This is a genomic window from Sporomusa sp. 246TCP1 (genome assembly GCF_057319775.1).
In genome coordinates, this window is record NZ_CM170492.1 from 3,283,133 (window position 1) to 3,309,727 (window position 26,595).

Here is a 26,595-nt window from a genome sequence, read left to right on the forward strand (position 1 = left end):
TTCACTGTTATTGTACCGGCAAACCCATCGCCTGTTCCAGTTTCGCTTTGTTTGTATTGTAATCATACAACGCCTGAATATAATCCTTTTTAGCAGAATCCAGTGATAATACCGCGTCACGCAGGTCAAGATTGGTTCCAATCCCAACCTCATAACGGGCCTTCTGAATCATCAAACTTTCTTCAGCATAGTCTACAGATACCCTATTGGCATCAATCTGTTTTTCCGCCTCATGCATACTCAAATAGTACTGACGCACATTCAGCAAAATTGTATCGCGCTCTTGCCTTGACTTATCCATTACCATATCCACATTATGCCGGGCTTGCTTAACCTGGGAATCGGTTACACCGGCATCAAATACATTGATCGATGTAGTTAATTTCAACAGCCAATTGCTGTTTTTTGATCCCGGTAAATGCCTGTCATACCAGTCCTGTTCAGCTGTCAAATCGACAGTTGGCCGACGACCACTTTTAGCAATTTCTACATCATACTGGGCATTGGTGATTTTAGCTTCATATTGGGCCAACTCCGGCCGATGCCCTTCAGCATAGAAAAGACATTCTTCCAGCGTCTGAGGATATTTTTTGTAAGCAAAATTATCTTTGATCGTAACTTCAGTGGTATGTGGCAAGCCAATGTCATTGTTTAGTGCGGCTACCGCATTCGTATAATTGTTTTGTGCCTTAACTAAATCATTCTGAGCTCCGGCCAAATCCACCTGACTTGACAATACATCGGTCTTAGCCACCATACCTAAGTCAAATTTATCCTTAACCAGCTTCAGGTGTTCTTCATAATTACTGACCGTTTCCTGATTCACCTGTACTTCATTAAGGTATTCCAACACAGTAAGATAGTCGGTAATTACCGTCAGTCTAAGCTGCTGTTTGGCCGCATCAATATCCAGCTCGGCCACTTTTAGATTAAGTTTTGCCTGTTCAATTTGACCTTCTAACTTACCACCGGAATACAGGGGCAGTGTAAGTGCTACCTGGTTGTCAAAATTAGTCGTATATTCATATGTAGATGTTTCGGTCTCTGCCGGCGGAGTGTTATACCGCTGATCGGTATGGGTAAGATTAATAGAAAGTCCCTTGTTTTGCTTGGCTTCCTTCATAGCCCAATAGGACTTTTCCCTAGTCGATTTTGCATATTTGATGTCATAATTATTTTTTAAAGCCAGGGCAACACTTTCTTCTACCGATAGTTCCACCGCCGTGGCAGACACCGGCTGGATTACTGTCATCAGCATGATAATCAGGATAAGTACCCAATAATATCGCTGGTATCTTCTCATACTAAAGCCTCCTAAAAATCATTGTGTTTGCGAGCATTCTTTTCTCCCTTGTGAATTTTTCTTTGATTTGCTGTGTTGTCTGTGATACAATATAAATAAATGTTTATTATTTATTTATATAGATAGTAAATCTTTATTTACTATTTTACGCCTTTTAATCTCCTATTGTCAATACAAACTTAGGGGTGAATTTTTTGAGTCATATAACAACCGCCGAAACACTATTTCATTTGATTCCGCTTCTTGATAAAAAGTTTATACGGCCTGTCGCCTTACATTTCAAACCCCAGCTTACTCAAATTCAATTTCATGTATTAACAATAGTAAAAGAAAATAAAGCTACTATGACCGAGCTCGCCAATGAAATACTCCTGTCAAAGCAACAAATGACACCAATTATTGACAAATTAGTCACCGAGGGCCTTGTACAGCGGGAATACGATACTATTGATAGAAGAATTATCCGAATATGCATAGCTCCGGCTGGATTACAGCTATGTGAACAGGCAAAAGCGCAAACACTTACGGTACTACAAAATAAACTTGAGTGTTTGAGTGAGAACGACTTAGTCTCTTTGGATAAGGTTATCAGTGAATTTTCGCGAATTGCCCATAAACTGCCTTAATTCTTTTGATTTTGTTCAATCACAGATGTGCGGCACAAAAGTATATTGGTAATGCAAAAAGATGATTGAAACCCGCGAAGTTCGCGGGTTTCAATCATCTTTTTGCATTACATGGTAATCTCTTGCACCTTCCTTGCACTGCTAAGCCGCCTTCGAAAATACTGCTTTTACAACATCGCCAACAATCCTGGCATAAAAAGCAAACGTCTCAAAACTTTCCCGTAATTCTTCCACCGTATCAGTAAACTCGCCTGGCAGGGCCCGGACGGCCCTATTTGTATGGTCAGTGGTTTCCTTCAAACTTACGGTAAGTTCATTAATATTGGTAAGCGTCTCCTTGAACAACGAAATAGTTTCACCGATATCGTCTTGATGTGCATCCAAAACGCCACGTATCAAACACAGTACACCTAGTGCTCGCTGCAAAACTACAATAAGGTAACCCCCAATGATGACAAGTAACACAAACAAACTGAACAGTCCGACGTCGTATAATGAAATATACAAGCAATCCCCTTCTTTCAGCACAATAAAGTAATGATCATATAACTTAATTTGAAGCTTGCCCAGCCGAAGAATTAACAAGTGGCCGGGCATTGATGCCCGGCCATCCAGCCTTTTTCCACGGAAATAAGTTATTGCGTGACTTCCTCATTCACATCAGAATTTGTCCGACCAGCAATTTCCTTCTTAACCTCTGCAACCTTTTCTTTTGTCTTTTCGACGATTTCTTTGGCTTTTCCAGGGAGTTCTTTAGCAGCCTCCACAATGTCGGCCCGTGTTTCCTTGCCAGCTTTAGGTGCCAATAGTACGCCGGCAGCAGCTCCGACAGTCACACCAATGGCGGCACCAATCGCTGCATTTTGCAGGGCTTTTTTCTGTTGCTTTTGCTTACGCTCTTTTTTCCCTCTTTCGATTAAATCCATAATCGACATGCCTACCACCCCCGGTAATTATTGGATGTTTACTATGCTTTTTAACCTTCGACAAAAATCCCAAAAACACCTGCTAACATTCCTAAATTTTAATTGCACAATAGCGAATACCTAAATTTATGAGACCGATAATAGCTATTACGACAAAGGACCTCTAGTTCATCACTTCTGAACTAGAGGTCCTCATTATAAATTCGATGTAGTTATGTAGAAAACTTCATTAATTATCCAATAATAGCATCCATCAAATCCTCTAATTTTTTTACTTCTTTCGAATGACAGACCTCATCTTAAGGCTTTAAGGTTGGTTTCAAGCTTAGATGCTTTCAGCATTTATCCCTGCGTCTTCTTCATTTTCACAGAATAGGCCTTTGTTTCTAAAGATAGGCTCAGCGTGCGCGAGCCATACCGATCGAGCATAAGCAAAAGCAATGGCACCTGCCAAACATACGGCACCACCCGTCAACAATGTCGCCGATACCCCGACACCTTCAGCTAAATAGCCTGCTAATAGACTCCCTAGTGGCGCAATACCGCCAAAGGACAATGAGTAGAGACTCATCACCCGTCCCCGTTTATCCTCGTCCACGAGTGTCTGAATGATGGTATTGGTGGCAGCTATCTGAACAATAAGCCCAACTCCCATGATAAAAGCCAACACCAAGGACAGCCACAGTACTTTGGATACGGCAAATATTATCAACCCAATTCCAAAAACAAAACTAGCTGTCATAATAATATTTTCAAGCCCCAGCACTGTCATACGGGAAGCCAGACATATGGTTCCAGCGAGGGCTCCCATTCCAAAAAATGACATCAATAAACCCAATATCTCCGGACCTCCTGATAATACCTCGCCGACAAAAACAGGCATGAGTACCATGACCGGCATGCCTGCCAAGCATACTAGAGCCAATAGGGCGAGCACCATCCTAATTGGCACAACACGGTATGCATAAATAATCCCTTGTCTGATTCCTTCCAACAGATTTCCTTTATGATTTTTAGCAACATACGGCCGGCTTATCTGCATGAGCCTAAGCCCTACAAGTACTGCGGTGAAGCTAACGGCATTAAGTAAAAAGCACCAGCCTTCGCCAAAGACACTGATGACAAGCCCCGCAATTGACGGACCAATAATCCGGGCGCCATTAATCATAGCGGAATTAAGGGGAATGGCATTACTGAGGTCGTCTTTATCATCGACAATCTGGGAAATAAAAGATTGGATTGCCGGCATATTGAAGGAGTTAACAACACCTAACCATAAGTTGAGTAGCACAATATGCCAGACAGCGATACTTTGCGACAACACTAATACAGCGAGAGTCGCGGCTTGCAGCAGCGATAAAATCTGCGTGGCAATAATAACTTTATACCGGTCCCACCGATCCAATATCACCCCGGCGAAAGGAATAAGAACCATACCGGAAATTTGGCCGAAGAAATCAACTGTACCCAGTATCTGCGCCGACCCGGTTAAATGATACACCAGCCACACTATCGCTGTCCACTGCATCCATGTCCCGATTAATGATATTCCCTGACCGAAAAAAAACAAACGGTAATTTCGATGCCTGAGCGCCCGGAACATCGACCCGAAGTTCATTCTGCAAATCAGTTTTATCTCCTCCTGTCCAACCGATTCAAACAATAATCTATGGATTTTCTTTTATTTTAATCCCATTCAGATAAATCCTGAGTGCTTGAACGATATATTCCTCATCAGAGTGTTCCGATAGCTGGGCAAACTCTTTTATAAGAGGTATGGCCAAAAAGTAAAAATTCATAATCCCCGCTAAAGATATGGTAGCATAGCTAAGATTCAAATCAGGCGCAAATTCTCCCATATCAACCCCTTCACGCAAAGACAAGTACACAAATTGATAAAGCTGAGAAATATGTTTTTTTATTATTGCTTCGCCGCAGGGCGTTGGATTTGCAAGTTCACTATGGATAATCCGGGCTAAAAAAGGGCATTCATGGTGGATTATACCGATATTTTGGGCATACATAGTAAGACGTTCAATAGGTTTTATTGTGGTCATAGTTTCCACTGTTTTTAGTAGTTTGGTAACAGGTAAAAAAATTTTCTCCAACACCGCTTGATAAAGACCCTCTTTACCGTTGAAATAGTAAGAGATAGCAGAACTATTTATCTGAGCAGTATCTGCTACTTCACGGATCGTGACAGCGACAAACCCTTTTTTCGCGAATAAAGGAATCGCATTATTAATAATTTTATCTGAAGTATCATTTTCCACAATGAGCAACTCCCTTAACATAAACATTTATATAGTTATTACTTTAATTATAACATACCATATATCTTTTTAACTTATTATGTCTTTATGGTGGAATGAATAATACTCCCTGCTACCTAGCTAGACAATCTTCCTCTGAAATTTTTTGATACTAATTGTTAGCACGGTCACTATAAATAAGGTGAGTGCCAATACTTGAGGCCACAATATGCTTAGCCCCACACCTTTAAGGATAATACCCCGCATTATCTGCAAATAAAAAGTAATCGGCAATATATTCCCGAGAAAATTAAAGAGAATCGGCATGGCCTCCCTCGGGAACATAAACCCGGAAAGCAATATACTCGGTAAAAAGATAAAAAAGGACATCTGCATAGCTTGCATTTGATTTTTAGTCACTGTAGAAATTAAAATGCCTTGTGCCAGTGAGGCAATAATAAAGAACGATGTAAGACCGTACAACAAACCAAGACTGCCGCGAATCGGCAGGTCAAATACAAAGATGCCCACCAATAAAGCGACCGTTACTTGCACATACCCAACTACACTATAGGGAATAATCTTTCCCAGCATAAGTTCCCAATTCTTCATAGGTGTAACAATAAGTTGCTCAAGCGTGCCCCGTTCCCGTTCCCGGACGATAGCCATCGAAGTAATCATAACCATAGTCATCGTTAGAATAACCCCCATAATACCTGGCACCATATAAAAAGCTGATACAAAATCCGTATTATACCAGGGGCGGATACGAATATCATAAGGATTCTGAATGGTATGTCCCGTATAACCCCGCAATTTTTGCAGCAAAATTTGCTTCGATTTCATTTGACCGACCAATTGAGCAGCGCTGATTGCCGAAGAAGCGGACATCGAATCAGAAGCATCGACAATAACTTGCACCGTCGCCATTCTGCCGTGCTTTAAATTATCTGAAAAATCCGGCGGTATAATAATACCAACTTTAGCTTTACCAGAATCAACTGCATGGTTTACTTCCTGAAAATTTTTAGCAACAAAATTTATATCAAAATATTCACTGTTCTCAAGGGAATTAAGCAAATCACGGCTGTCTTGCTGAAGCGATTGGTTAAATACAATAGTAGGTAAATGCTTAACATCAGTGTTAATAGCGTAACCAAACAGCAGCAGTTGAACAACCGGAACCATCAGCATCATCGCGAAGGTTAACCGGTCACGACGCATTTGAATGAATTCTTTAATCAACAAAGCTTGCAGGCGTCTCATGCTATCATCCCCTTACGCTGCGACTTCACTAAATAAACAAATACGTCTTCCAATCCCGGAGTAATTTTTTCGTAGGGATAGGATGTGACTTGGGCCAATTGATCCACCTCAACAAGAATATGTAAACCAGCACCGACTGGGTAAATATCGTGATAAGCAATTTTGCTGGCTTCCAAGGTTTCTAGTAATTCCATCGGTTCAGGAGTATTAATGCGCACCAGTACGCCCGGAATCATCTTTTTTAGTTGCGATGGTGCACCGTTTGCAATCAGTTTTCCTTCAAATATAAATCCAATCGCATCACAATGTTCGGCTTCATCCATAAAGTGAGTTGTAACCATTACTGTCGTACCCTGCACTGCTAAATTATAAATAATATTCCAAAACATACGTCTTGATTTGGGATCAACACCACCGGTGGGTTCATCAAGAAAAAGAATGGGCGGACTATGAATAATGGAGCATCCTAAAGCCAGACGCTGTTTCCAACCGCCTGAAAGATTAACTGCCAATTCATGTTGTCGTTCTTCTAAGCCAGCTAAAACAAGCATTTCCTTAATTCTTCCTTGGGCTGCATCCCGTGACAAACTGTACATACCAGCATAGAACTCTAGATTTTGCAGAACGGTTAAATCATCATAAAGGCTGAATTTCTGAGACATATAGCCAATGTTATGTTTAATAGCCTCACTATCCTGAACAATATCAAGGCCTAATATTTTACCATTGCCTGAGGTCGGTTCCAATAACCCGCACAGCATCCGGATAGTGGTGGATTTACCTGAGCCGTTTGGTCCAAGAAAACCATAGATAGACCCTTGTTTAATTTGCAGCGAAACATTATTTACAGCCGTAAAATCACCGAAGCGACGAGTAAGATTGGTAACTTCTACAGCATACATTTCATGCCACCTCACTTGCCAAAGCGACAAACACATCTTCCAATGTGGGTTGAATTTCTTCCAATGTAGTGACCGCAATATTGGCCGCAGCCAGTGCGGATTTTACCTGAACCGCAGCTACATCCATGTCTTCAACTACTATGTGGTAGGTTTCACCAAACATGTTCATATCAATAATTGAACAGGCTGTTAAATGTTTCTTAATATTCCGTTCACTCGTTTTCAGTGCTAATACCTTATAGGGATATTCCCGGCGCAAACCCTCCGGGGAATTACAAGAAACAATACGAGCATTGTGCATGAAAGCAATACGGGTGCAGAGCTCCGCCTCATCCATATACGGTGTAGAGACAAAAATAGTTGTACCTTCCTTATTAAGTTTGAACAACATGCGCCAAAATTCCCGTCGGGAAACAGGATCAACACCGGTGGTCGGTTCGTCGAGAAATAACAGCCTCGGCTGATGCATCAACCCGGCTGCTAATGCCAATTTTTGTTTCATCCCGCCGGACAGGTTATCGGCCAAGCGATCCTTAAACGGCAATATTTTAGTAAAACCAAGAATATGGTTGGCTAAAACATCAATTTGATCTGCAGCTTGACCGTATAGCGACCCAAGTAAACGAATATTTTCCATGACTGTTAAGTCTCCATAAAGGCTGAATTTTTGCGGGACATATCCAAGGTGATCCTTGACGGATTCCGGGTTGGCAGCTCCTAAAACTGTAAGCGTTCCCGAAGTTGGCAAAAGAAGCCCTGCCAACATGCGAATAATAGTCGTCTTTCCGGCGCCGTCCGGCCCAACCAGCCCAAATATTTCACCGTCGTTTACTTCCAGTGAAACACTATCTACTGCTGTTACCGTTCCATAGTTTTTCGTTACGTTATTTAATGTAATCATTGGATAACCACATCTGCCGGCATTCCTGGCTTTAAGATGCCTTCAGAATTATCAATTTTTACTTTAACATAAAATACCAGATTAGCCCGTTCTCGTTGAGTAATGCTTTGCCGTGGCGTAAACTCTGCATTTTGACTAATTTCCTTAATTGTTCCGGCAAATGTCCGTTTGGGATAAGCGTCAATATAAATATTTACAGGCTGACCCAGTTTAATCAAACCAAGTTGTTCGGAAGAAACATAGATTTTTACCCAACAGTCAATTAAATCGCCAACAGTGGCAATAGCCGATCCAGCATTAAGATACTCGCCATTTTCAAAGTTTTTTGTTAATACTACACCGTCAAGCGGACTACATATAATGGTATCAGCCAAATTAGCGCTGGCAACATCAACAACCGCTTGTAACCGCTTCACTTCAGCCCGCTGAGCTTCAATAACATCCGAACGATTGCCCTCAATTACCAAACTCTGTTGAGACTGAGCGTCAATAAGAGAATTGTAGGCAACATCATAACTGGTCTGCGCAGAATCAAATTGCTGCGCAGCAATAGCATTGTCATTATAAAGGACGCGATAACGTTCTAAATCATTTTTGGCTTTGTTATACGTTGCCTGAGCAGACGCCATCTGAGCCTTCGCTTGCTTGACTTCTTGATCTCTTGAGCCTTTTTCAAGGTCAGTCAATTGCACTTTGGCTTTACTAAGCGCAGCCTCATCAGCCAGCAACTGCGCCTTTAAATCCGTCCGACTAATTTGAGCAATGACTTGACCGGCTTGGACTGTATCCCCTACCTGAATTGTCAACTGCGACATATAGCCACTCGTTTTAGGCACGATATCAGTAAGTGTTACTTCCACTGTACCGGTAGCTGTGATGCCTTTTTCCTTGGGTAGATACAGCCTGTAACCCCCAACAGCCGCCAAAACTATAACAATAATGGCAATAACAATTATCTTTTTATGCATGTTCTCCCCCCTTAATAATCCCATAGAGAAAAACATTAATAGCCTGGGCAAAATATTCTTCATCTGATTGCTCTGACAGCATTACTAATTCCTGAAAAAAAGGTTTGATAACAAAATAATAATTTATGATACCTAGCAAAAAAACGGTTGCATACATTAGGCTAAAATTAGATTTAAAATCATTGCTGATAATTCCGTCTGTTAGAATTACTTGGATAAGTTGAAAAAGCTGGGAAATATATTTGTTTACTACTTCTCTCCCGCAGACGGAGGGATTGACAAGTTCACTATGTATAAATTGAACTAAAAAAGGTTTTTGTCGATGAATAATCCTAACATTATAAGCATATTGACTGAGCCGTTCTATCGCTGATAGATGATTCATAGCCGCTAGCCTTTGCATCATCTGAACAATCGGCACAAACTGTTCTTCTAATACCGCCGAGTAAAGGCCCTCCTTACCCGAAAAATAGTAAGAAACAAGTGCACCATTAACTTTAGCGGCTTCAGCCAATTCACGAATAGATACAGCGGCAAACCCTTTTTGGGCGAATAAAGTCGTGGCCGCTTTAATTAATTTAGTCTGTGAACTATTATCCATAATGTCCCTCCTTTTCAATCAATCAATTGATTGATTTGCTTTATTGTATCATTAACTTTAAATTTTTGTCAACATTTTAAATTGAATCAGTACAGTAAAAATAAAATATAGTATGAAACAAGAAAGCTTACAGATTATTGCAAACCTGCAACAAATACAAAGAAACCATCAGTTAAGCGGTTTCTTTGTAAGGTATTAATGCCTATTAGATTTATTATCCGGATTCTGAGGCAAAAACTTCTTATTTTAAAACAGTCTGTCCGCAAACCAATCTACAAGATATCTGTGCACTTCAGTGTCATCTAAAGTCGCACAATGGTCGAAAGCTGGATAAATCTTAATTGTTTTGTCCGTGGATGCAGCTTCGGCATATGTCCTTTTTACACCTTCGACATTGAAAAGAGGATCTTGCTCATTGTGAATAATTAACAACGGACAAGTTATTTTTTCGGCAATCCCTTTCATGCTCATTTTGTCTAACAGATTATCTTTTACATAATTTTTATCTTTGCCAAACCTGATAGCAAGTTTTTCTAATGAATATGGATAAACCGGAATCATTTCCTGCGGATCATATGACCCACCCCGACTTACACAGCCTGCTAATTTATGTGATAAAAAGCCGGCTATGCGAACAACAAGATATCCACCGAAACTTGCACCAAATATTCCGATTTTGTTTCCTACATCACTTCGACTCACCACATAGTCAAAAATTTTGTTATATGCCTCTTCATGTTCTATTTCGAGATAACATTTGTTAAAATATAACGATTCTCCTTGTCCTGGTCCGTCAATCAGCAGCACAGCCAATCCTCTATTTATCAAAGACATCGCGACTGTATGCACTTCTTCCTTAAAACCTGTAAGTCCACCTGTGGCAACAACAACAGGAACATCTTTTGGTGCTTGCTTCGGGATAAGCATCCATCCACTCATCTTAGAGCCTTTAAAAGGAATCTCTACTTTTTCAGCCGTCATATTGTCATACAACTGTATACCTCGCGAATAAGTAGTTAAAAGTTTTCCATAAATTCTAAGTCTTTCGTCAGTTATATCAATAATATCGTACTCACCAATACGATAAACCATTGCCGCCTTTACAAAAAAGATTCTCGCTGTTTCTCTGTGACCTTTCTGTAATTCTTTCTCGGCATAAGCATAAGATTTGTCGCCAAGTTCCTCGCATACTTGCACATGATCTTCGCCACGCCCAACCCGATCAACTATTCTTGTATAGTCTGTGTGATCAAGCCCACCAGCCATCATCCTATTGAAGTTTTGGCCAACAGGTATCTTTCTGTTCTCTGCCATGGCTTTCCTCTCCTTTTATAATATTCGCCTTGTTGTTTACACTTTTACTCTACATTTGTTGTCAAGCTGTTCTGTTCATTAGCCGTCTTTTCATCCGCAATCTGGTGGCGAACAATCTCAAAGCTTACAAGATTTTTTACATCCGGGCAACACGATTCTATTTTATTCGGATCATCCAATGGTAAAACCCCATCCCATGTTAACACCGCTATTATTGGGAATATTGTGTGATAAGCAGCACCACACAGCCCTCCCGGATCAGCTGTTGATACTTTAAATACATCTCCCTCTTTATGACCGACCTTGCATTCACCTATACTCGAAGTTACTTTAACCAGAATTTCCTTTTCACTCATTTTTTTCCTCCGCCAAAATTCAAATTCGTCTTACTCTTTTAGGGAAAATACTTTATTATTTATTTTCCTCCCATCTGTAAACATCTTAATAAAAAGAAAAATATTTGTTAAACCGCAAATTATTTCTAAAACTTGCAAAGAATAGAAACTCATATCCAGTTGGTTGTTCTGTGCCAGATAATTCAGCGTAACCGCCAGTGGAATCAAGAAAATTATCGCATTTATTCCAATCCACTTCATCCGTTTGGCTTTTTCTTCGACATAGGAATTGTTAGGATACAAGACAGCCAATCTTTTGCCGGAAATGACAGTCAAAGGCATACATATAATCAATAGTGATAACCCGTAAACAATAATCTTTTTCACAACTGCGATTTGCTCATGATCACCAATAAACTCCACCACTAAAGTGGACCCCAAAAAATACGCAATTGTCATAAAGGCAATCGTGGCAGTTGTTTGATGAAGCGATTTATAACTCACAATAACATCTCCCTTGTAAATAAAAAGTAACCTGCCGCATACTTTTTCCTAATTTAGGGAAGCATATATGTAATAATCACATTCGCAACTGCAGTGAATTTAGGGTCCTGTTGCGCGGATTTCAACTGCCTGCCGCTAAAAACAGAAGTGCCTTTAATGCCTTTGAAACGGCCGGTTCCCTTGATAATCTCTCCTTGTCCCTTGTTAGAAGGATGTTCGCCATCGACCCAAGGTAACGCTGATGTCCATGAGATCATAATCAAGGATTCGTCTGCAAATTCCAGCTTAGTATACCCGTTGGCAGTTCCTTCCTTGCCACGGGGGATATCGAAGGCTCCGACAAAAGCGTATTTTGCAGTTTCACCGTTGCTAAACACAGCCTCACCTTCACGTTGTTGTATACCAATCATATGACCATCTTCGTCCCCGACGGGAAGCCATTCGGCAGAAACAATATAATTTGTAACTTCAAAATGCAATGTCCGTTCTAGCTCTGACAATTTATTTACCATTGACGCCAACTCCTTACCTACAAATATACTAGCTAGATCGTGTTTAAAAAACACCTAATCCACCACATACATTTATTGCTTGAATTGTTATTCCTCTTGCTCTATCGGAAGCTAAATAAGATACCATCCCTGCTACTTCATCAGGCTCGATGTATCTTCCAATAGGAATAGCGCTTTCGAATTTCTTTTTTACTTCTTCCACCGGGATATTTAACAGCTTGCTACTAGCTTCTCTTACCGTCTGCGCCATATCGCTTTCGACGAACCCGGGACATACAGCATTAACTGTTATCCCTGTCTTTGCCAGTTCTTTTCCTAAAGCTTTCGAAAATCCGATAACTCCGGCTTTAGACGCACTATATGCAGCACCAAGCGGCACACCTTGTTTACCTCCTGTTGATGCAATATTGATTATTGCACCATTAGCGTCTAAATTCCCTTTGTTTAGAACTGCTTTGGTTACATAATAAACACTATTTAGGTTGGTATTTATAATATCACGCCAAATTTCGTCGTCCATCTCCGCTGTCTTACCGCCACCACTTCGGCCAGCACAGTTAACCAGCACATCAATTTTTGCTACCTCTTGCATCACTTTACTTACCATTTTCTCCACGTCTTCCTGATTAGCAATATTACAAGTAAAATATATAGATTTTCCATTAAGCTCAAAAATTTCATGAGAAACTTGCACTAATTCTTTAATTGTCCTTGACACTAAGGCAACTAAAAAACCGTCTTTTGCCAGCTGTAAAGCAATGGATTTGCCAATGCCTCTACCAGCACCCGTAACCAAAGCTGTCCTTTCCATCATCTGTTCTCCTTTTTAAATTTTATTTCGACTATACAACTTATACTGCTTGTCTTTTGTTTAACTCTAAATATAATTTTATAGTTTGCATCGTTGTCATGCTGTTTCTTTCAATCGCTTGCTCAACATTTTTTAAGGCTTGTTCCATTTCAATCTCTCCCCATATATTTCTAACTCCTTCCTCAGATAGTGCTACACTGTGCCAAGCCTCAAGATTTACTCCATTCTCTGTCTCAGAAATGATCCATTTACCTTCGTGGCTTTTTAATGCCGGAGGCAATGAAGGCTGGAAATATTCAATCAAATTATTGGCATGTCCATGCCTTATAGATCTCATGCTTTCTATTTTATCTTGCACCCCGATAACAGTCATTTCAAATTCCTGATTACGACCGTCTTCATAGAGCATTGTAATTTTTTTGCAGTGAGGCAGCAGTTTGGGCCAATCTTTGACATTATATAGCAAGTTAAATACTTGCTCCGCTGTTGCATTAATTGCAATTTCAGAAGAAAATATTGTCTCTGTCTTTCCTAGCCTATCTTTTTCTAAGATTTGTTTTATGGCACTTAATTCTTTTTTGCTGTTGTTCTCAATTGTTCGGAGCATAAATTGTAAGGCTTCTTCATTGCTACCCACATTTTCAACCAGACCTGCAACATTATCCTTAACGTTAAACACATGTTCCAGTGTCAGTAATACACCTTTATTCAGCTTAATCACTCGCCATACACCTTGCATGTACTCCACAAGCGGACTTGGTTTCGATTGATGAAAGTCAATTCTATAGCTATCCGGGTATAATCTTCGCTCTGATTGCCACGTAAATTCTGTCTCATTAGATTGCGCTGTTATTTCAAGCACTTGCACATCTTCTTTTTGTGATATAATTGTGACTTGTTTACATGGCGGAAAATATTCAGGCCATTTTAATGCATCGACACACATATCATAAACCTTTTCGATAGCCGCATTAATTTCTATTGCATGCATAGTAACTTCCATAACTTTGACACCTCCACTAATTTCTTGCGTACTCATTTTTCTTGTTCCGAAAAGTCAATCTTAGTCAACTATAGCCACTACCCTACACCAGCCCGCATCACTGTCATGTAGTTTGATAGGAAAGCAACATACTTTAAATCCAATAGGTTTTGGTATTTTACCCAAATTGGTCAATCGTTCTATATGACAATATTCTTTCTTCCTTCCCAGAAAATGAGCAGGCCATAAATATTTTACATTTTTATCCTGCATATATTTCCCTATCATTTGACCAAAAGGGGGATCAAAACCAAAACTGTCTATCCCGATGATTTTAACTCCACAATCAATCAGATACTCTGTTGCCGCTAAACTAACGCCCCTAAAATTTGTAAAGTATTGTGGTGTTCCGATATATTGATCGCCATCTGTTTTTAATAAAACAATGTCCCAGGGTTGTATCCGGTATTTTATCTCCGCTAATTTAGCAATAATCTCTTCTGGGGAAATAGCCTCATTACCAACTGCCATATCTAACAATACTCCATTCCCGAAACACCATTCTAAAGGAATATCTGTGATTGTCTTTGCCTTTTTCCCTTCTTTGCTTATGTCACCAAAGTGGTACGGAGCATCCAAATGAGTGCCTGTATGGGTGGTAAGCTCATAAGTATATAACGAAAGCCCCTTTCCCTCCGGGAAATCTTTGTGGTCTAAGCCAAAACCCAATTTTTGTTTTATAAGTTCCTTAACTTTTGCAAAAATATTTGAGCCTTTCAGAGAAACTAAAGTTTCTCCCAGTAAATCAGCTCCTGCTTTATGATCAACTATTTTTCTTTTTACCGGATTAGGTTCCCAACTATTTACATCAATAGCAACACTTAGATCAATAATGTTATACTGACTATTCCAGTTCATAATGCACTCTTTCATAATCTATTTTTAATTATTGACTGATCCGATTACTAAACTAGCACAAATCCCACCATTTCCCCGTCCGTTAATTACTACATTGTTAATTTTTCTATTGCTTTTTATTTTTTCAACTATGTTCAAATCAAATGAGGGATCGGGATCTTCATAATTAATTGTAGGTAACACTATATTATTCTCAATAGACATGGTCGCCCAAATTGCATCTAAGGCTCCAGCAGCACCATACAGATTACCAGTCATTGTTTTGGGCACGGTGACCGGAATTTCCGTGTACACAGTGTTCATACTTTTTTTTATTGCCTGGTATTCAGTTAAATCACCATGAGTTGTTCCTAATCCGTCAGCCATAATTAAATCAATATCCCCTTGATCTAAATCAGCATCATCCAGTGCATTAGCAATAGTATAATCAAGACCCAACTCGTCAGTAGCCAGGTAACGCGGATGACAAGCTCCTGCAATATCACTAAAACCTTTTATTTCTCCATAAATTTTTGCATTTCGCTTTTTCGCATGTTCATATTCTTCCAATAGTAAAATTGCTGCACCCTCTCCCGGAATCCAACCACTTCTTTTCTTATCAAAAGGTTGATAAACACCAGTTTCAGAAATTCTATGGGTAGGTTCTTCAACGCCTTCTGTACAAATTGCCGCAAACGTAAATGGAGTCATCAATCCCTCACTGGCACCGGCCAGAAGAATATCTGCCCTACCCTGAAAGATAGCTCTTGCCCCATATCCAATAGCCGCCAACCCGCTTGCTCTGCCGGAGTCAATTGTTTTACTATGTCCTTTTAGTTTATTCTTAATTGTAATCTCACCTTGCGGAGCCGCCGGAAACCATGCTGTTCCCACAAAAGGACTAAACTCATCAACCCCTTTGGTATGCAGCAATTTTAATTGAAGATCATTAAAAGTCCATCCGCCAAAACAATTCCCAATATATGTTCCGAACCTATTCTTATCAACGTTATTCAAATCAATATTGCTATCCTTTATTGCCAGATCACTTGCCGCTACTGCATATTTGGTGAAAACATCAAATTTATACGCTTGTCTTGCCGGTATAAAATCTGTATCCACAAAAATTTTTATTTCTCCAGCCATTTTAACCGAAAATTTTTCTGTATCAAACTTAGTAATTTGGTCTATGCAGTTTTTTCCTGCTACAGAATTTTTCCACACCTCATCTTTTCCAATACCATTGGGGGCAATAACACCTAAACCGGTTATAACAACTCTCCTCATATCCATGTTTCTCCTTCGAAAGCCGATTCAACGCCAACTACTAATGCACTGTGTATCCCGGAAAAACCACTGGCATCTTTTAGAATTAGTTTTAAATTATCTTTTTTTATGCTTCTATTCGGTACATAATCTAGGTCGCATCTACTGTCAGGATATTCATAGTTGATTGTAGGATGAATTTCTTTATTAATTAATGACTGAACACAAGCAACAACTTCCATTGCACTTGCAGCGGCCAAAGCGTGACCATTCATTGATTTTAAAGAACTGACTGGTACTTCATAGGCTCTTTTTCCCAGTACAGCTTTATAAGCCGCTGTTCCATTAACATCATTTTGCTGTGTGGAACTACCATGAGAATTAATATAATCAATTTGGTCTGGAAATACACCGGCATCTTCTAACGCTATTTCTATAGCTCTTTTTAAATCTTCTCCATCTGGCAGTAATTCTGTCATATGATGAGCATTACATGTTGAGCCATGCCCATAGATTTCAGCTAAGATAGCAGCGCCTCTTTTTAAAGCATGTTCTCGCTCTTCTAACACAAGTATTCCGCACCCTTCCCCTAAAACAAAGCCGTCACGTTCTTTATCAAATGGCCGTGATGCTTTTTCCGGTGTATCATTTCTTTTGGATGATACTGCGCCTAAAACATCAAAAGCTGCAAGAGTTACCTGGCATATTGGTGCCTCAGCGGCACCAGTAATCATAACATCTGAATATCCATACCTGATCATATCAAAACTAAAACCTATTGCATCTAATCCAGCAGCACATCCTGTCGTCAAAGTTGAACACGGTCCCCTAAAATTGAATTCTGCTGCTACTTCGAGCGAAGCGGTACTATAGGTAAGTGCCGGATACAAAGCTTTACTAGTCCATGCGGCATTAAAATGTTCAGTGCATTTTTCCGTTTGCCTTAAAAATTCTTCCTCCATAAAAGGCGTGCCGGTTATCGCATTAGCAATACTCACGCCAGCCCTTCTTAGATCAATTTCATTAATATTAATATCAGCTTCTTTCATGGCCATTTTAGCGGCCGCTACCGCAAATTGAGCGTATCTGTCTAATCGCATTATCTGATTTTCTTTTAAACCAAATTCTCTTGGCTCAAAATCCTCAACGGCAGCACATATTTGTGATTTGAATTGATCTACCGGAAATCTATCAATTTTTTTTACACCTGATTTTCCATTAATACAATTTTTCCAAAATTTCTCCTTTCCAATACCAATTGGAGAAATAACCCCTAAACCGGTTACTACTACTCGCCGTTTTTTAGACAATTTATTTTTCATTATATTTTTCTTCCCCCTGTTTTATAATCTGCTCATTCAGGTAGCGACAACCGAACGCCTTAAGATGCTTTTTTCTTTTCTTCAATATGCATAAACAATTTTTCGATAGTATCCGCCTCCTTAATTTCCCAGATATCCAAATGACAATTAAAGATTTTAGTTATATCGCGACACAGACTTACCATTTCAATTGAATCAACCCCTATTTCTTTTGATAAAGATGTAGTAGCAGCAAGATCACCGCTGGGAATCCTTAAAGATTTTGCTATTACATCAATTAATTTTTTTTGTTCCATTATTTTTCACTTTCCTTTCACACTTATTAATACTAAGCAGTAGCCAACAGTTTCGTTCTTTTTATTCGCTGAACCAACCCTGTTAAAACCTGCCCGGGTCCTATCTCTTCTTTTCAATACATAGTTTTTTACTGAATATCCAAAATCATCGACCTGCGCTATAAACTCTTTAAATTCGTCAAAAAGACCTTACCCCATCTTCTTAACTTGTGAACCTTGTCCAGGAAAAACGTAAGTAAGCATTTATTCCCCGCTCTCCTTTCCTCTCAAAATTTTTTCTGAATTTTGAAAAGATTTCTCCCTAAAAGATATTGACTAAATCCCACCTCCTAATTTATAATAATAAATAAGCACATACGAAATAAAAGTATGCTGCGCTAACCCCTTAAATCAGAGGATTCCGGCCAAAGAACTTCACTGATTTAAGGGTGTTGTTTTTTTTTTGCATAGAGAAATTCATTGCTATTAGCAATTGATTTTCGCAATTTAAATTTACTACAAATTGCCATTAATGTCAACATGTCCCACGAATAGAACTGGGCATGTTCATGAAAAAAGCTGAAGAATAAAAACAACTGCTTCCATATAATCCGGATCTAAAGAGCAACGATATTGTTTTCTCTGAATGCCTCTTCGATTTTTTCATTTTTAGTAAACTTGTTTTAGCATAGCTGAAACATTGGAGATTTAGGTGGAGAGTCTACTCCACCTAAAGTAACATTTTTTTGGTTATTACTTATAAAACAGATCAATCAATCGATTGATCTGTTTTATATTATCATATACTTCCAATTGTTGTCAATATTTTAAATAGTAACTTACTAAATACCAGGTTATACCAAAATGTACCACACGGTCTCACCCGCGTCGACGGAATTTGTCCGGCCAGCAATTTCCTTCTTAACCTCTGCAACCTTTTCTCTTGTCTTTTCGACGATTTCTTTGGCTTTTCCAGGAAGTTCTTTAGCAGTCGCAGCAATATCAGCTCGATTTTCCTTGCCAGATTTAGGTGTCAATAGAACGCCGGCAGCAGCTCCGACAGTCACTCAAATGGACACCAATCTTTTTTAAAACAAAAAGTCTGGATAGATTTTTTAATTTATTGTTGCATACATCGCTGAAAATAATTGTCATTTCACAGCACCAGGACTATAATAAATTTAAACAGTGTTTTATTTCTTTTTTATTCTTAACTTTGTGGCAATTTTGCTGCGTAATGAGGTGAAAAAGCAAAATGGATAAAGCTCTGCGTGTTGGTATTGATATTGGTTCAACAACAATAAAAATGATTATTCTTAATAAACAAAACAACATTATTTTTCAGCACTATGTAAGACACTGCTCTGATATAACACTTGCTTTTCAGACCGTGGTCGCCAAAGCCCGGCATATCCTGCGGCAAACCCTGGCATCGGTTATGTTTACAGGCTCAGCAGGTATTAGCATTGCTAAAACACTTGAACTGCCATTTATCCAAGAGGTAATCGCCTCCACCACGGCGGTCAGGCACCTTATCCCCACTACCGGCACCGCCATTGAGCTTGGCGGGGAAGATGCGAAAATTACCTATTTCGGCAACACCCTGGAACAGCGAATGAACGGTGTCTGCGCCGGTGGCACTGGGGCATTTATTGATCATATGGCGTCGCTATTAGCTACCGATCCCGCAGGCTTGAATGAACTGGCAAAAAACTATCACACCCTCTATCCGATTGCTTCCCGTTGCGGTGTATTTGCCAAAACCGATGTGCAGGCACTAATGAATGAAGGTGTTGCCAAAGAGGATATTGCTGCTTCTGTTTTGCAGGCGGTGGTAAATCAAACTATTAGCAGTTTATCACAAGGCCGGGTGATTAGCGGCAAAGTTGCTTTTTTAGGCGGCCCTTTATATTTTTTGTCAGAGCTAAGAAAACGGTTTACTGAAACCCTGGGTTTAGCTCCTGACCAAGTACTAAATCCGGCGTGTTCCCAGTATTTTGTGGCAATCGGAGCCGCACTGTCCTTACACGAAGAACCTGTTGCCTATGATATCTTGCAGGCAAGATATCCCAAGTTATTACTACACCAGGAGAACGAAAACTCCTTGTCCCCACTGTTTGCTACTGAAGAAGCCTATCAGCAATTTGCTGCCAGGCATGCACACCATGCTGTTAAACGAGCAAACCTAACTACCTATATTGGCAATGCCTATTTAGGAATTGATGCCGGCTCAACGACAACAAAGCTGGCACTTATCAGCGAAAGTGGTCACTTATTGTATTCCTATTATGGCAGTAACAAAGGCCATCCGCTAGCTACAGTAATTATGGCACTTAACGATATGTATCCGCGACTAAATGACAATATCCGGATTGTTTATTCGGCTGTTACCGGGTATGGCGAACAGTTTATCAAGGCAGCTTTACAGGTGGACATTGGCGAAGTCGAGACTGTGGCCCATCTCAAAGCAGCCAAGCATTTTTTGCCTGACGTTACCTTTGTACTGGATATTGGCGGCCAGGATATGAAAAGCTTTTTTGTACGTGATGGCATCATTACCTCTATTATGCTCAATGAAGCTTGTTCTGCTGGTTGCGGCTCGTTCATTGAAAACCTTTCCCAAGCTATGAAACTGACAGCAGTCGAATTTGCACAGCTTGGGCTGCAAGCGAAAAAGCCGGTTGATCTTGGCAGCCGCTGTACGGTTTTTATGAACTCTAAAGTCAAGCAGTCGCAAAAAGAAGGTGCTGCGGTTGGTGACATTTCCGCGGGAATTGCCATTTCTATCATAAAAAATGCCCTGTTTAAAGTCATTCGCTTGAAGAACATAGACGAACTGGGTACTAACATCGTAGTCCAAGGTGGTACCTTTTATAATGACGCCGTACTGCGGGCTATGGAGCAAACCATTGGGCGGGAAGTTGTCCGCCCCGACATAGCTGGCCTTATGGGCGCCTTCGGTGCAGCTCTGCTTGCCAGGGAACGCTGCGGGTCAGCCACAGGAACTTCGTTGTTGCCGGCGACTGGGCTTGCGGGGTTTACCTCCCATACCACCAATCACCGCTGTCAGGGTTGTGGCAATCAGTGCCTGATTACCACGCAGCACTTTTCCAATGGTCAGGACTATCATGCGGGTAACCGCTGCGAACGCGGTGTTGGCAAGGCTAAAGCACATGACAGCCTGCCTAATCTTTATGCCTATAAATACCAGCGGCTGTTTCAGTATCAGCCATTGGCTGAGTCACTGGCACCACGCGGGATTATCGGTATTCCCCGGGTGCTCAATATGTATGAAGATTACCCGTTCTGGTTTACATTTTTCACCAAGCTTGGTTACCGGGTCATTCTATCTGGCCGTTCCTCCCGCCAGCTATATGAGCTGGCCATGGAAACCATTCCTTCTGACTCAATTTGCTACCCGGCCAAGCTAGCTCATGGACATATTAACCAGTTACTCAAACAGGGGATAAAAAAAATATTTTATCCCTGTATCCCTTACAACCTCCAGGAAGACCCAACAGCTGACAACTGCTATAACTGTCCGATTGTTACGTCCTATCCGGAAAATATCAAAGCAAATATGGATGTCTTACGCGACAAAGATATCGTATTTTTTCACCCCTTTTTACCGCTCAACAATCGTGACCGCTTACTTAGCAGACTAGCGCAGGAATTGTCGGCAGAACAGATTTCCCGGTCGGAACTTACTCTAGCAGTAGATGCGGCCTATGCTGAACTTGACCGCTATAAAACTGATATCCGTGCCAAAGGGCAAGCAGCTCTTACCTACATGGCTGACAACAATTGTAAGGGCGTTGTTTTAGCCGGCAGACCCTATCATATTGATCCTGAGATTAATCATGGGTTGCCTGAACTCCTCCAATCCTTTGGTCTGGCTGTATTATCAGAGGATGCCATCCGGCATTTGGCACCAGTACCCAGACCGCTGCGAGTTGTTGATCAATGGACCTATCATTCACGACTATATGCTGCAGCCAGCTTTGTTGCCAGCCGGCCGGCTATAGAATTAATTCAGATTAACTCGTTTGGCTGCGGCCTTGATGCCATAGTTATTGACCAGGTTAAAGAAATTCTCGAGGCTCACCGCCGCATCCACACAGTGATTAAGCTGGATGAAATTAACAATCTCGGCGGCGCTAGAATCAGGATACGCTCCCTGCTGGCCGCTCTTCAGGAACAAGGGCAAATTTCTCTAGCTAACCAGACAGCAGAACAGGCAGCCACCCGTCCACCTGTTTTTACCGCTAAAATGAAAAGCCGCCATACAATCCTGGCACCCCAACTATCTCCTATTCATTTTCAATTTCTGGAACCGGGATTTCAAAAAGCCGGCTATCAACTAGTGGTCCTCCCGACTCCCAACCAAACAGCCATTGAGGAAGGCTTAAAATTTGTTCATAACGATGCCTGTTACCCTACAATTATCGTTGTGGGACAATTATTACAGGCCTTGAAATCCGGAAATTATGACTTATCTGCCACATCAGTTATGTTGGCTCAAACTGGCGGCGGCTGCCGGGCAACCAATTATGTAGCCATCGCCCGGAAAGCCTTACGCGATGCCGGCATGCCCCAGGTACCGGTACTTGCTTTGGGTGGACAGAGCGACTTCTCCCTGACATTTCCCCTGTTTGAGAGCCTAGTCATTAGTATTATTTACGGCGACCTGTTGATGCGAGTGTTATACCGGGTACGGCCCTATGAAAAATACCCTGGCTCGGCGCAATCGCTATGCGATACTTGGTCTGCCAAATGCCGTCAAGACATGCTCATCGGTGTCAAGCATAATTTTTCCAGCAATATATTTGGCATTGTCCGGGATTTTGACAAGCTGGAACTTGCTGATGAGCGGCCAACTAAGCCCCGTGTCGGTCTAGTTGGCGAGATCCTGGTTAAATATCACCCAACAGCGAATAATAACCTTATTACGTTGTTGGAATGCGAAGGCGCCGAAGCCGTCGTGCCTGACCTGCTGGATTTTTTCTTATACTGTGCTTATGACAACAAGGTGCACTACGACTTGCTGGCAGGTACCTTGCTAAATAAAATAAAAGGCAATCTCTTTATCAAGGTTGTTGAGTTTTACCGCCGCCATCTCCGCAAAGCGCTAACCAGCAGCAAGCGCTTTACGCCACCGCTTACGATTGAGCATATTGCCCAATTGGCAGCCAAACACTTATCCTTGGGAAATCTTACCGGCGAAGGCTGGCTGCTGACAGGCGAGATGGTCGAATTGATTGCTAACGGAGTAACTAATATTGTGTGTTTGCAACCGTTTGCCTGCTTGCCCAATCATATTACCGGCAAAGGCATGATCCACGAATTGCGGCACAGTTACCCTGCTGTCAATATTGTGCCGATCGATTATGACCCCGGCGCCAGTGAGGTTAACCAGCTAAACCGAATAAAACTGATGCTGGCTGTAGCCAAAACGAAAATTGAACAAGGTATACGTTAATGAGGTGAAGCAATTGAAGATAAACTCACAAAATAACCTAACACCTAAGAAAAAAATTTTGGATGCCACATTGAAACTTATTTGTACTAATGGCATCCATCATACCACCTGTCGCAAAATTGCTGCCATGGCAAATGTTAATTTAGCCGCCATAAATTACTATTTTGGCTCTAAAGACACAGTCATTAACGAGGCCCTAAAAAGTTTCACCAGCACGCTGATGAGTTCCTTTGATCATCTAGATGACTTGAGTGCACCGCCAGAGGAAAGAATTAGGAATTTTCTCAGAAGCTATGCCGATTATACCCTGGAATATCCCGATGTTTTCCGCAATTTCATTGAGCAAGTACTGCATGAATCAGCTGCATCTTTTGAGTATATAGAATTTATGAAACAATCAGGCTTACATAAGTTAAAAATATCTGTACGGGCAGCCACCCGGACACAGGTAACAGAGCCTGAGCTAACAATGAAGATCTTTCAAATGTACAGCAGCCTGGAATTTCCGGTATTAGTAGGCAACAAAATGAAAATCCTGGCACAGTTTGATTACTATGACCAGGACTCTCGCTACAAATATCTCGACTTAGTGTTAAAATCCTTATTAAATACGTAATACATCAGCGAATTTCAGATACCTTGATACTATTGAACAGCGTCCGATTAACCGGCGTACTTATATATTTCTTCCATATCTTCAAGCATAGAGGTTCTACTGTTAAAAGCAAGCGCCTACCTGCCATACGGATAGGCGCTGTTCCTACTATGACCTTAGTTCATCCAGATGATGCTCAAAGTCTTCCAGACTGGCCGTCTTAACGCTCCATTTATGAAGTACCTTCAAAACACCAACATCCTCTACTGCGTTGACCTTATCCCGGAGCGGCTGTCTGACCACTTCAAAGCGTTCAGCCAATACTTCCAGAATGTTCTCCCGCAGTACATCCACAGTAGTTTGGGCTTTTGCCTCCCGGATATCCTCCTCAATCCATTCCCGGTAAACCTGCGATTGCATCAGCATCTCCCTCCTTATATAGCTCCGGACAATCGGTTTTAATTTCCTGTATTTGTATTTCAAAATTTTTAATATTTATTGAGTTCTCAAGATGAGAAAGGTAGATGTGCTCAGGTTTTGCTCCCATTTGTAACAATATGTTTAAGTGCTTCAAACCTCCCTTAGGGAAATGAGTTGCAATGGGAATATTATATTTTTGATGTAATATGCAAGCCACTGCAAAATACTTCATTTGATTACTTGTCAAAGTAGCACTATTTGCAGCTATTTTAATGATACCTGGTTTATATTTGTTTTTCCCTATACCGATTTCAATCTTTTTTGATAACTTATCAACCAATTCCGAAACACTAGCTGTCTTATATGATTTTGGAACTAGCTTATCTAAATAGAAACCTACTGCACAGATAATATTAATGTTACATGAGTCTATGAGATTTTGATACGCATCAAGTTTAGCATATGGAGTTAAATCAACAATTGTGTTTACATTATATGGTTTTAGTAAATTAATTTGTTGTAATGCGAACTCTGTATTTTCATGTTCTTTATAAAAAGGATAATTATTGAATACATGCTTATGCACAAGAGTTATCCCCAGGTTATCAGATTTTATTGTTCCTTTAACAGTATTAATAGTTTTCATCATTAACCTCTACTAAATCCTTAGTCTTTGCCTCCCTGCTCCTGAATAACAAAAATTCTTCCATTACCTCCCCAAATTTCTGGATAGTGGTTGTTGTATCTTTTCCCTCTTTATCCAGTCGGTCAAGTTCTTCAGATAGTTCCCAAATTTTATCATATAGCTCACTCTCTTGTTTCTTAAAATCCAGGTATCTCATATTCATAAGTCAGTTAAACCCACCCTCCTTATTTTATCTGGAGGCTTCTATGCCCTCCTGTAATCACCCATGAATGGGAATTTTACAGGAGGAAATTAAAAAGGATCACATCTGCAGGATTATTCTACCCTACACATGCGATCCAAATCGATTATTGCAACAGTATCAAGATACAGGAAGCAACCTAAATAACAGAACCCGTCAGCGTGTCCTGCCAAACCTGTATCAAGATATGAACCCATCGAATATTGCATGCAGTCGCACAGCCCCTGCCTTAACGCGCCAATCATTACGCCCCAATTGTAAAAACTTGTAATTCAGCTAACAACCGGGTATAATAAGATTGTCGCCTGTGAACAGTTCGCTGTTACGTGTAGGTGTTCTGGCACCTGCTCGTGCCTATAGGTGTTCCACCACCTATGGGACACGGCGACTTTACTTTTTAATTTCCACCTATTACTAATATTAGTACTCTTTTACATGAATTGCAAGTATATGAAGGTAAAAAGATTGGTTTTCTATTAAGAAACTTACACCGTCCCCTGTTAAAAAAGCAGCCGGTTAGGCGGAATTAATACACACTACTAATTTTCTTTCAAAATAAAATTTGGCGCAAGTTCATTGTATGTTAGCAAACAATGAACTTGCGCTCTTAGCGTCTCACTGAAAGGAAAAAATATTTCGTGTTGCTATATTTACCTGGAATTTTGCTCTAAAAATCCGCCATACTATAATTAAATAAAGCTGAGGAGGTGAAATTAATGGGAAAGAATTCCGTTAAACGCAAGCAATTGAGACTCAAATGCAAACGTCACGCTGCTGCATTAATGGGCGCCGCAATCATGACAGGCGCAGTATTGTCCGGTATCCCAGCCACTAAAGTTCTCGCTGCTGAAACACCATCAAATCCGCCTCCGGTAAAAAACGAACAAGCGCTGCAGCATACTGGAGATTCGCGCCCACCAGGACATGGCTGGCATCAACATAAGTATAGCTGGCCAAGCCCTGACGAAAACCAGGCCTGGTATCAGGACGGAAAAATTTATTATCGGAATGGCAATAATCGTCATGAATATGCCTATGCGGTCAATGGTCCTGTAGATTATGTGAAAGACAATGCTGCTAACTACGGTTTTGATTCTTCCCTTGATTCTTTTTCTCTGCTTACCGTTTCCCATCGAAAAGCGCTTGTTGAGGTCCGCAAATACGAAACCGGCAAACTATATAATGTACTCTTGGAGCGAACTTCCGGCCATGAATGGACAATTATTGATGTTCGCGCCCTATAGACTGGAC

General features: G+C 40.7%; 28 protein-coding genes. 4 read left to right on the forward strand and 24 right to left on the reverse strand.

What is annotated here, in order from left to right:
* Positions 1–7 precede the first annotated feature (7 nt).
* The gene (locus tag AC1ECB_RS15590; protein ID WP_485664631.1) at positions 8–1,303 is read right to left on the reverse strand and encodes a TolC family protein; all 1,296 of its coding nucleotides are present in this window, start codon (positions 1,301–1,303) and stop codon (positions 8–10) included.
* Between the two features lie 194 nt (positions 1,304–1,497).
* Between AC1ECB_RS15590 and AC1ECB_RS15595 the strand changes: the two genes are divergently transcribed.
* A complete protein-coding gene (locus AC1ECB_RS15595; RefSeq protein ID WP_485664632.1) occupies positions 1,498–1,929 on the forward strand; it encodes a MarR family winged helix-turn-helix transcriptional regulator in 432 nt (143 codons plus the stop codon).
* A 141-nt stretch (positions 1,930–2,070) separates the two neighbouring features.
* Here the strand turns inward: AC1ECB_RS15595 and AC1ECB_RS15600 are convergent, their stop codons facing one another.
* The 20 genes from AC1ECB_RS15600 to AC1ECB_RS15695 all read right to left on the reverse strand — a co-directional run bounded on the left by AC1ECB_RS15600 (position 2,071) and on the right by AC1ECB_RS15695 (position 19,030).
* Positions 2,071–2,436, reverse strand: coding sequence for a hypothetical protein (locus AC1ECB_RS15600; RefSeq protein WP_485664633.1), 366 nt, complete (start codon positions 2,434–2,436; stop codon positions 2,071–2,073).
* 128 nt (positions 2,437–2,564) lie between these two features.
* Positions 2,565–2,864, reverse strand: a complete 300-nt coding sequence (locus AC1ECB_RS15605) for a YtxH domain-containing protein (RefSeq protein WP_485664634.1) — start codon at positions 2,862–2,864, stop codon at positions 2,565–2,567.
* A gap of 316 nt (positions 2,865–3,180) precedes the next feature.
* A complete protein-coding gene (locus AC1ECB_RS15610; RefSeq protein WP_485669354.1) occupies positions 3,181–4,473 on the reverse strand; it encodes an MFS transporter in 1,293 nt (430 codons plus the stop codon).
* A 49-nt stretch (positions 4,474–4,522) separates the two neighbouring features.
* Positions 4,523–5,128, reverse strand: coding sequence for a TetR family transcriptional regulator (locus tag AC1ECB_RS15615; RefSeq protein ID WP_485664635.1), 606 nt, complete (start codon positions 5,126–5,128; stop codon positions 4,523–4,525).
* A gap of 120 nt (positions 5,129–5,248) precedes the next feature.
* Positions 5,249–6,373 (reverse strand): ABC transporter permease, encoded by a 1,125-nt coding sequence (locus AC1ECB_RS15620; protein WP_485664636.1) that lies wholly within the window; start codon positions 6,371–6,373, stop codon positions 5,249–5,251.
* Positions 6,370–7,275, reverse strand: a complete 906-nt coding sequence (locus AC1ECB_RS15625; protein WP_485664637.1) for an ABC transporter ATP-binding protein — start codon at positions 7,273–7,275, stop codon at positions 6,370–6,372. Before AC1ECB_RS15625 ends, AC1ECB_RS15620 begins: the two co-directional genes overlap by 4 nt.
* A 1-nt stretch (position 7,276) precedes the next feature.
* Positions 7,277–8,176 carry an ABC transporter ATP-binding protein gene (locus AC1ECB_RS15630; protein ID WP_485664638.1) on the reverse strand — a complete coding sequence of 300 codons (900 nt, stop codon included), beginning with the start codon at positions 8,174–8,176 and terminating at the stop codon, positions 7,277–7,279.
* Positions 8,173–9,144, reverse strand: a complete 972-nt coding sequence (locus tag AC1ECB_RS15635; protein WP_485664639.1) for an HlyD family secretion protein — start codon at positions 9,142–9,144, stop codon at positions 8,173–8,175. Before AC1ECB_RS15635 ends, AC1ECB_RS15630 begins: the two co-directional genes overlap by 4 nt.
* Positions 9,137–9,745, reverse strand: a complete 609-nt coding sequence (locus AC1ECB_RS15640; protein WP_485664640.1) for a TetR family transcriptional regulator — start codon at positions 9,743–9,745, stop codon at positions 9,137–9,139. Before AC1ECB_RS15640 ends, AC1ECB_RS15635 begins: the two co-directional genes overlap by 8 nt.
* A 246-nt stretch (positions 9,746–9,991) precedes the next feature.
* A complete protein-coding gene (locus AC1ECB_RS15645; protein WP_485664641.1) occupies positions 9,992–11,059 on the reverse strand; it encodes an alpha/beta hydrolase family protein in 1,068 nt (355 codons plus the stop codon).
* A 44-nt stretch (positions 11,060–11,103) separates the two neighbouring features.
* A complete protein-coding gene (locus AC1ECB_RS15650) occupies positions 11,104–11,415 on the reverse strand; it encodes a TIGR04076 family protein (protein ID WP_485664642.1) in 312 nt (103 codons plus the stop codon).
* Positions 11,416–11,445: 30 nt separating this feature from the next.
* Entirely contained in the window at positions 11,446–11,898 is a 453-nt protein-coding gene (locus AC1ECB_RS15655; RefSeq protein WP_485664643.1) for a hypothetical protein, read from the reverse strand.
* Positions 11,899–11,951: 53 nt separating this feature from the next.
* Entirely contained in the window at positions 11,952–12,410 is a 459-nt protein-coding gene (locus tag AC1ECB_RS15660) for a hypothetical protein (RefSeq protein ID WP_485664644.1), read from the reverse strand.
* Positions 12,411–12,453: 43 nt separating this feature from the next.
* Positions 12,454–13,224, reverse strand: a complete 771-nt coding sequence (locus AC1ECB_RS15665) for an SDR family NAD(P)-dependent oxidoreductase (RefSeq protein WP_485664645.1) — start codon at positions 13,222–13,224, stop codon at positions 12,454–12,456.
* 37 nt (positions 13,225–13,261) lie between these two features.
* Positions 13,262–14,224: an aromatase/cyclase gene (locus tag AC1ECB_RS15670; RefSeq protein ID WP_485664646.1), complete on the reverse strand. Its 963-nt coding sequence runs from the start codon at positions 14,222–14,224 to the stop codon at positions 13,262–13,264.
* 60 nt (positions 14,225–14,284) lie between these two features.
* Positions 14,285–15,121 (reverse strand): cyclase family protein, encoded by an 837-nt coding sequence (locus AC1ECB_RS15675; protein WP_485664647.1) that lies wholly within the window; start codon positions 15,119–15,121, stop codon positions 14,285–14,287.
* A 24-nt stretch (positions 15,122–15,145) separates the two neighbouring features.
* Complete coding sequence (locus AC1ECB_RS15680; RefSeq protein ID WP_485664648.1) at positions 15,146–16,387, reverse strand: beta-ketoacyl-[acyl-carrier-protein] synthase family protein; 1,242 nt, start codon at positions 16,385–16,387, stop codon at positions 15,146–15,148.
* Positions 16,384–17,688, reverse strand: a complete 1,305-nt coding sequence (locus AC1ECB_RS15685) for a beta-ketoacyl-[acyl-carrier-protein] synthase family protein (RefSeq protein WP_485664649.1) — start codon at positions 17,686–17,688, stop codon at positions 16,384–16,386. Before AC1ECB_RS15685 ends, AC1ECB_RS15680 begins: the two co-directional genes overlap by 4 nt.
* A gap of 59 nt (positions 17,689–17,747) precedes the next feature.
* Positions 17,748–17,984 carry an acyl carrier protein gene (locus AC1ECB_RS15690; RefSeq protein WP_485664650.1) on the reverse strand — a complete coding sequence of 79 codons (237 nt, stop codon included), beginning with the start codon at positions 17,982–17,984 and terminating at the stop codon, positions 17,748–17,750.
* Positions 17,985–18,817: 833 nt separating this feature from the next.
* Positions 18,818–19,030: a YtxH domain-containing protein gene (locus AC1ECB_RS15695; protein ID WP_485664651.1), complete on the reverse strand. Its 213-nt coding sequence runs from the start codon at positions 19,028–19,030 to the stop codon at positions 18,818–18,820.
* A gap of 188 nt (positions 19,031–19,218) precedes the next feature.
* On the opposite strand from AC1ECB_RS15695, the gene AC1ECB_RS15700 reads away from it, so the two are divergent.
* Both AC1ECB_RS15700 and AC1ECB_RS15705 read left to right on the forward strand, forming a co-directional pair.
* On the forward strand, positions 19,219–23,442 hold the full coding sequence (locus AC1ECB_RS15700) for an acyl-CoA dehydratase activase-related protein (RefSeq protein ID WP_485664652.1): 4,224 nt from the start codon (positions 19,219–19,221) through the stop codon (positions 23,440–23,442).
* Between the two features lie 13 nt (positions 23,443–23,455).
* A complete protein-coding gene (locus AC1ECB_RS15705; RefSeq protein ID WP_485664653.1) occupies positions 23,456–24,058 on the forward strand; it encodes a TetR/AcrR family transcriptional regulator in 603 nt (200 codons plus the stop codon).
* 147 nt (positions 24,059–24,205) lie between these two features.
* On the opposite strand, the gene AC1ECB_RS15710 is transcribed toward AC1ECB_RS15705, so the two are convergent.
* Genes AC1ECB_RS15710 through AC1ECB_RS15720 form a run of 3 tightly spaced genes read right to left on the reverse strand, consistent with a single transcriptional unit; the run spans position 24,206 to position 25,305 of the window.
* Positions 24,206–24,457, reverse strand: a complete 252-nt coding sequence (locus AC1ECB_RS15710; RefSeq protein WP_485664654.1) for a hypothetical protein — start codon at positions 24,455–24,457, stop codon at positions 24,206–24,208.
* On the reverse strand, positions 24,426–25,106 hold the full coding sequence (locus AC1ECB_RS15715) for a phosphotriesterase family protein (RefSeq protein ID WP_485664655.1): 681 nt from the start codon (positions 25,104–25,106) through the stop codon (positions 24,426–24,428). The genes AC1ECB_RS15710 and AC1ECB_RS15715 overlap by 32 nt, the downstream gene beginning before the upstream one ends.
* A complete protein-coding gene (locus tag AC1ECB_RS15720; RefSeq protein WP_485664656.1) occupies positions 25,090–25,305 on the reverse strand; it encodes a hypothetical protein in 216 nt (71 codons plus the stop codon). Before AC1ECB_RS15720 ends, AC1ECB_RS15715 begins: the two co-directional genes overlap by 17 nt.
* Positions 25,306–26,060: 755 nt before the next feature.
* Here AC1ECB_RS15720 and AC1ECB_RS15725 point away from each other — a divergent pair.
* Entirely contained in the window at positions 26,061–26,588 is a 528-nt protein-coding gene (locus AC1ECB_RS15725; RefSeq protein WP_485664657.1) for a hypothetical protein, read from the forward strand.
* Positions 26,589–26,595 lie beyond the last annotated feature (7 nt).

What these genes read in the sequence shown, in the direction of transcription:
- AC1ECB_RS15590 (WP_485664631.1), bottom strand. Translation starts at nt 1,303, where the DNA reads ATGAGAAGATACCAGCGATATTATTGGGTACTTATCCTGATTATCATG.
- AC1ECB_RS15605 (WP_485664634.1), bottom strand. Translation starts at nt 2,864, where the DNA reads ATGTCGATTATGGATTTAATCGAAAGAGGGAAAAAAGAGCGTAAGCAA.
- AC1ECB_RS15610 (WP_485669354.1), bottom strand. Translation starts at nt 4,473, where the DNA reads ATGAACTTCGGGTCGATGTTCCGGGCGCTCAGGCATCGAAATTACCGT.
- AC1ECB_RS15620 (WP_485664636.1), bottom strand. Translation starts at nt 6,373, where the DNA reads ATGAGACGCCTGCAAGCTTTGTTGATTAAAGAATTCATTCAAATGCGT.
- AC1ECB_RS15625 (WP_485664637.1), bottom strand. Translation starts at nt 7,275, where the DNA reads ATGTATGCTGTAGAAGTTACCAATCTTACTCGTCGCTTCGGTGATTTT.
- AC1ECB_RS15630 (WP_485664638.1), bottom strand. Translation starts at nt 8,176, where the DNA reads ATGATTACATTAAATAACGTAACGAAAAACTATGGAACGGTAACAGCA.
- AC1ECB_RS15635 (WP_485664639.1), bottom strand. Translation starts at nt 9,144, where the DNA reads ATGCATAAAAAGATAATTGTTATTGCCATTATTGTTATAGTTTTGGCG.
- AC1ECB_RS15640 (WP_485664640.1), bottom strand. Translation starts at nt 9,745, where the DNA reads ATGGATAATAGTTCACAGACTAAATTAATTAAAGCGGCCACGACTTTA.
- AC1ECB_RS15645 (WP_485664641.1), bottom strand. Translation starts at nt 11,059, where the DNA reads ATGGCAGAGAACAGAAAGATACCTGTTGGCCAAAACTTCAATAGGATG.
- AC1ECB_RS15650 (WP_485664642.1), bottom strand. Translation starts at nt 11,415, where the DNA reads ATGAGTGAAAAGGAAATTCTGGTTAAAGTAACTTCGAGTATAGGTGAA.
- AC1ECB_RS15660 (WP_485664644.1), bottom strand. Translation starts at nt 12,410, where the DNA reads ATGGTAAATAAATTGTCAGAGCTAGAACGGACATTGCATTTTGAAGTT.
- AC1ECB_RS15665 (WP_485664645.1), bottom strand. Translation starts at nt 13,224, where the DNA reads ATGATGGAAAGGACAGCTTTGGTTACGGGTGCTGGTAGAGGCATTGGC.
- AC1ECB_RS15670 (WP_485664646.1), bottom strand. Translation starts at nt 14,224, where the DNA reads ATGGAAGTTACTATGCATGCAATAGAAATTAATGCGGCTATCGAAAAG.
- AC1ECB_RS15675 (WP_485664647.1), bottom strand. Translation starts at nt 15,121, where the DNA reads ATGAACTGGAATAGTCAGTATAACATTATTGATCTAAGTGTTGCTATT.
- AC1ECB_RS15680 (WP_485664648.1), bottom strand. Translation starts at nt 16,387, where the DNA reads ATGAGGAGAGTTGTTATAACCGGTTTAGGTGTTATTGCCCCCAATGGT.
- AC1ECB_RS15685 (WP_485664649.1), bottom strand. Translation starts at nt 17,688, where the DNA reads ATGAAAAATAAATTGTCTAAAAAACGGCGAGTAGTAGTAACCGGTTTA.
- AC1ECB_RS15690 (WP_485664650.1), bottom strand. Translation starts at nt 17,984, where the DNA reads ATGGAACAAAAAAAATTAATTGATGTAATAGCAAAATCTTTAAGGATT.
- AC1ECB_RS15700 (WP_485664652.1), top strand. Translation starts at nt 19,219, where the DNA reads ATGGATAAAGCTCTGCGTGTTGGTATTGATATTGGTTCAACAACAATA.
- AC1ECB_RS15710 (WP_485664654.1), bottom strand. Translation starts at nt 24,457, where the DNA reads ATGCAATCGCAGGTTTACCGGGAATGGATTGAGGAGGATATCCGGGAG.
- AC1ECB_RS15715 (WP_485664655.1), bottom strand. Translation starts at nt 25,106, where the DNA reads ATGATGAAAACTATTAATACTGTTAAAGGAACAATAAAATCTGATAAC.
- AC1ECB_RS15720 (WP_485664656.1), bottom strand. Translation starts at nt 25,305, where the DNA reads ATGAATATGAGATACCTGGATTTTAAGAAACAAGAGAGTGAGCTATAT.
- AC1ECB_RS15725 (WP_485664657.1), top strand. Translation starts at nt 26,061, where the DNA reads ATGGGAAAGAATTCCGTTAAACGCAAGCAATTGAGACTCAAATGCAAA.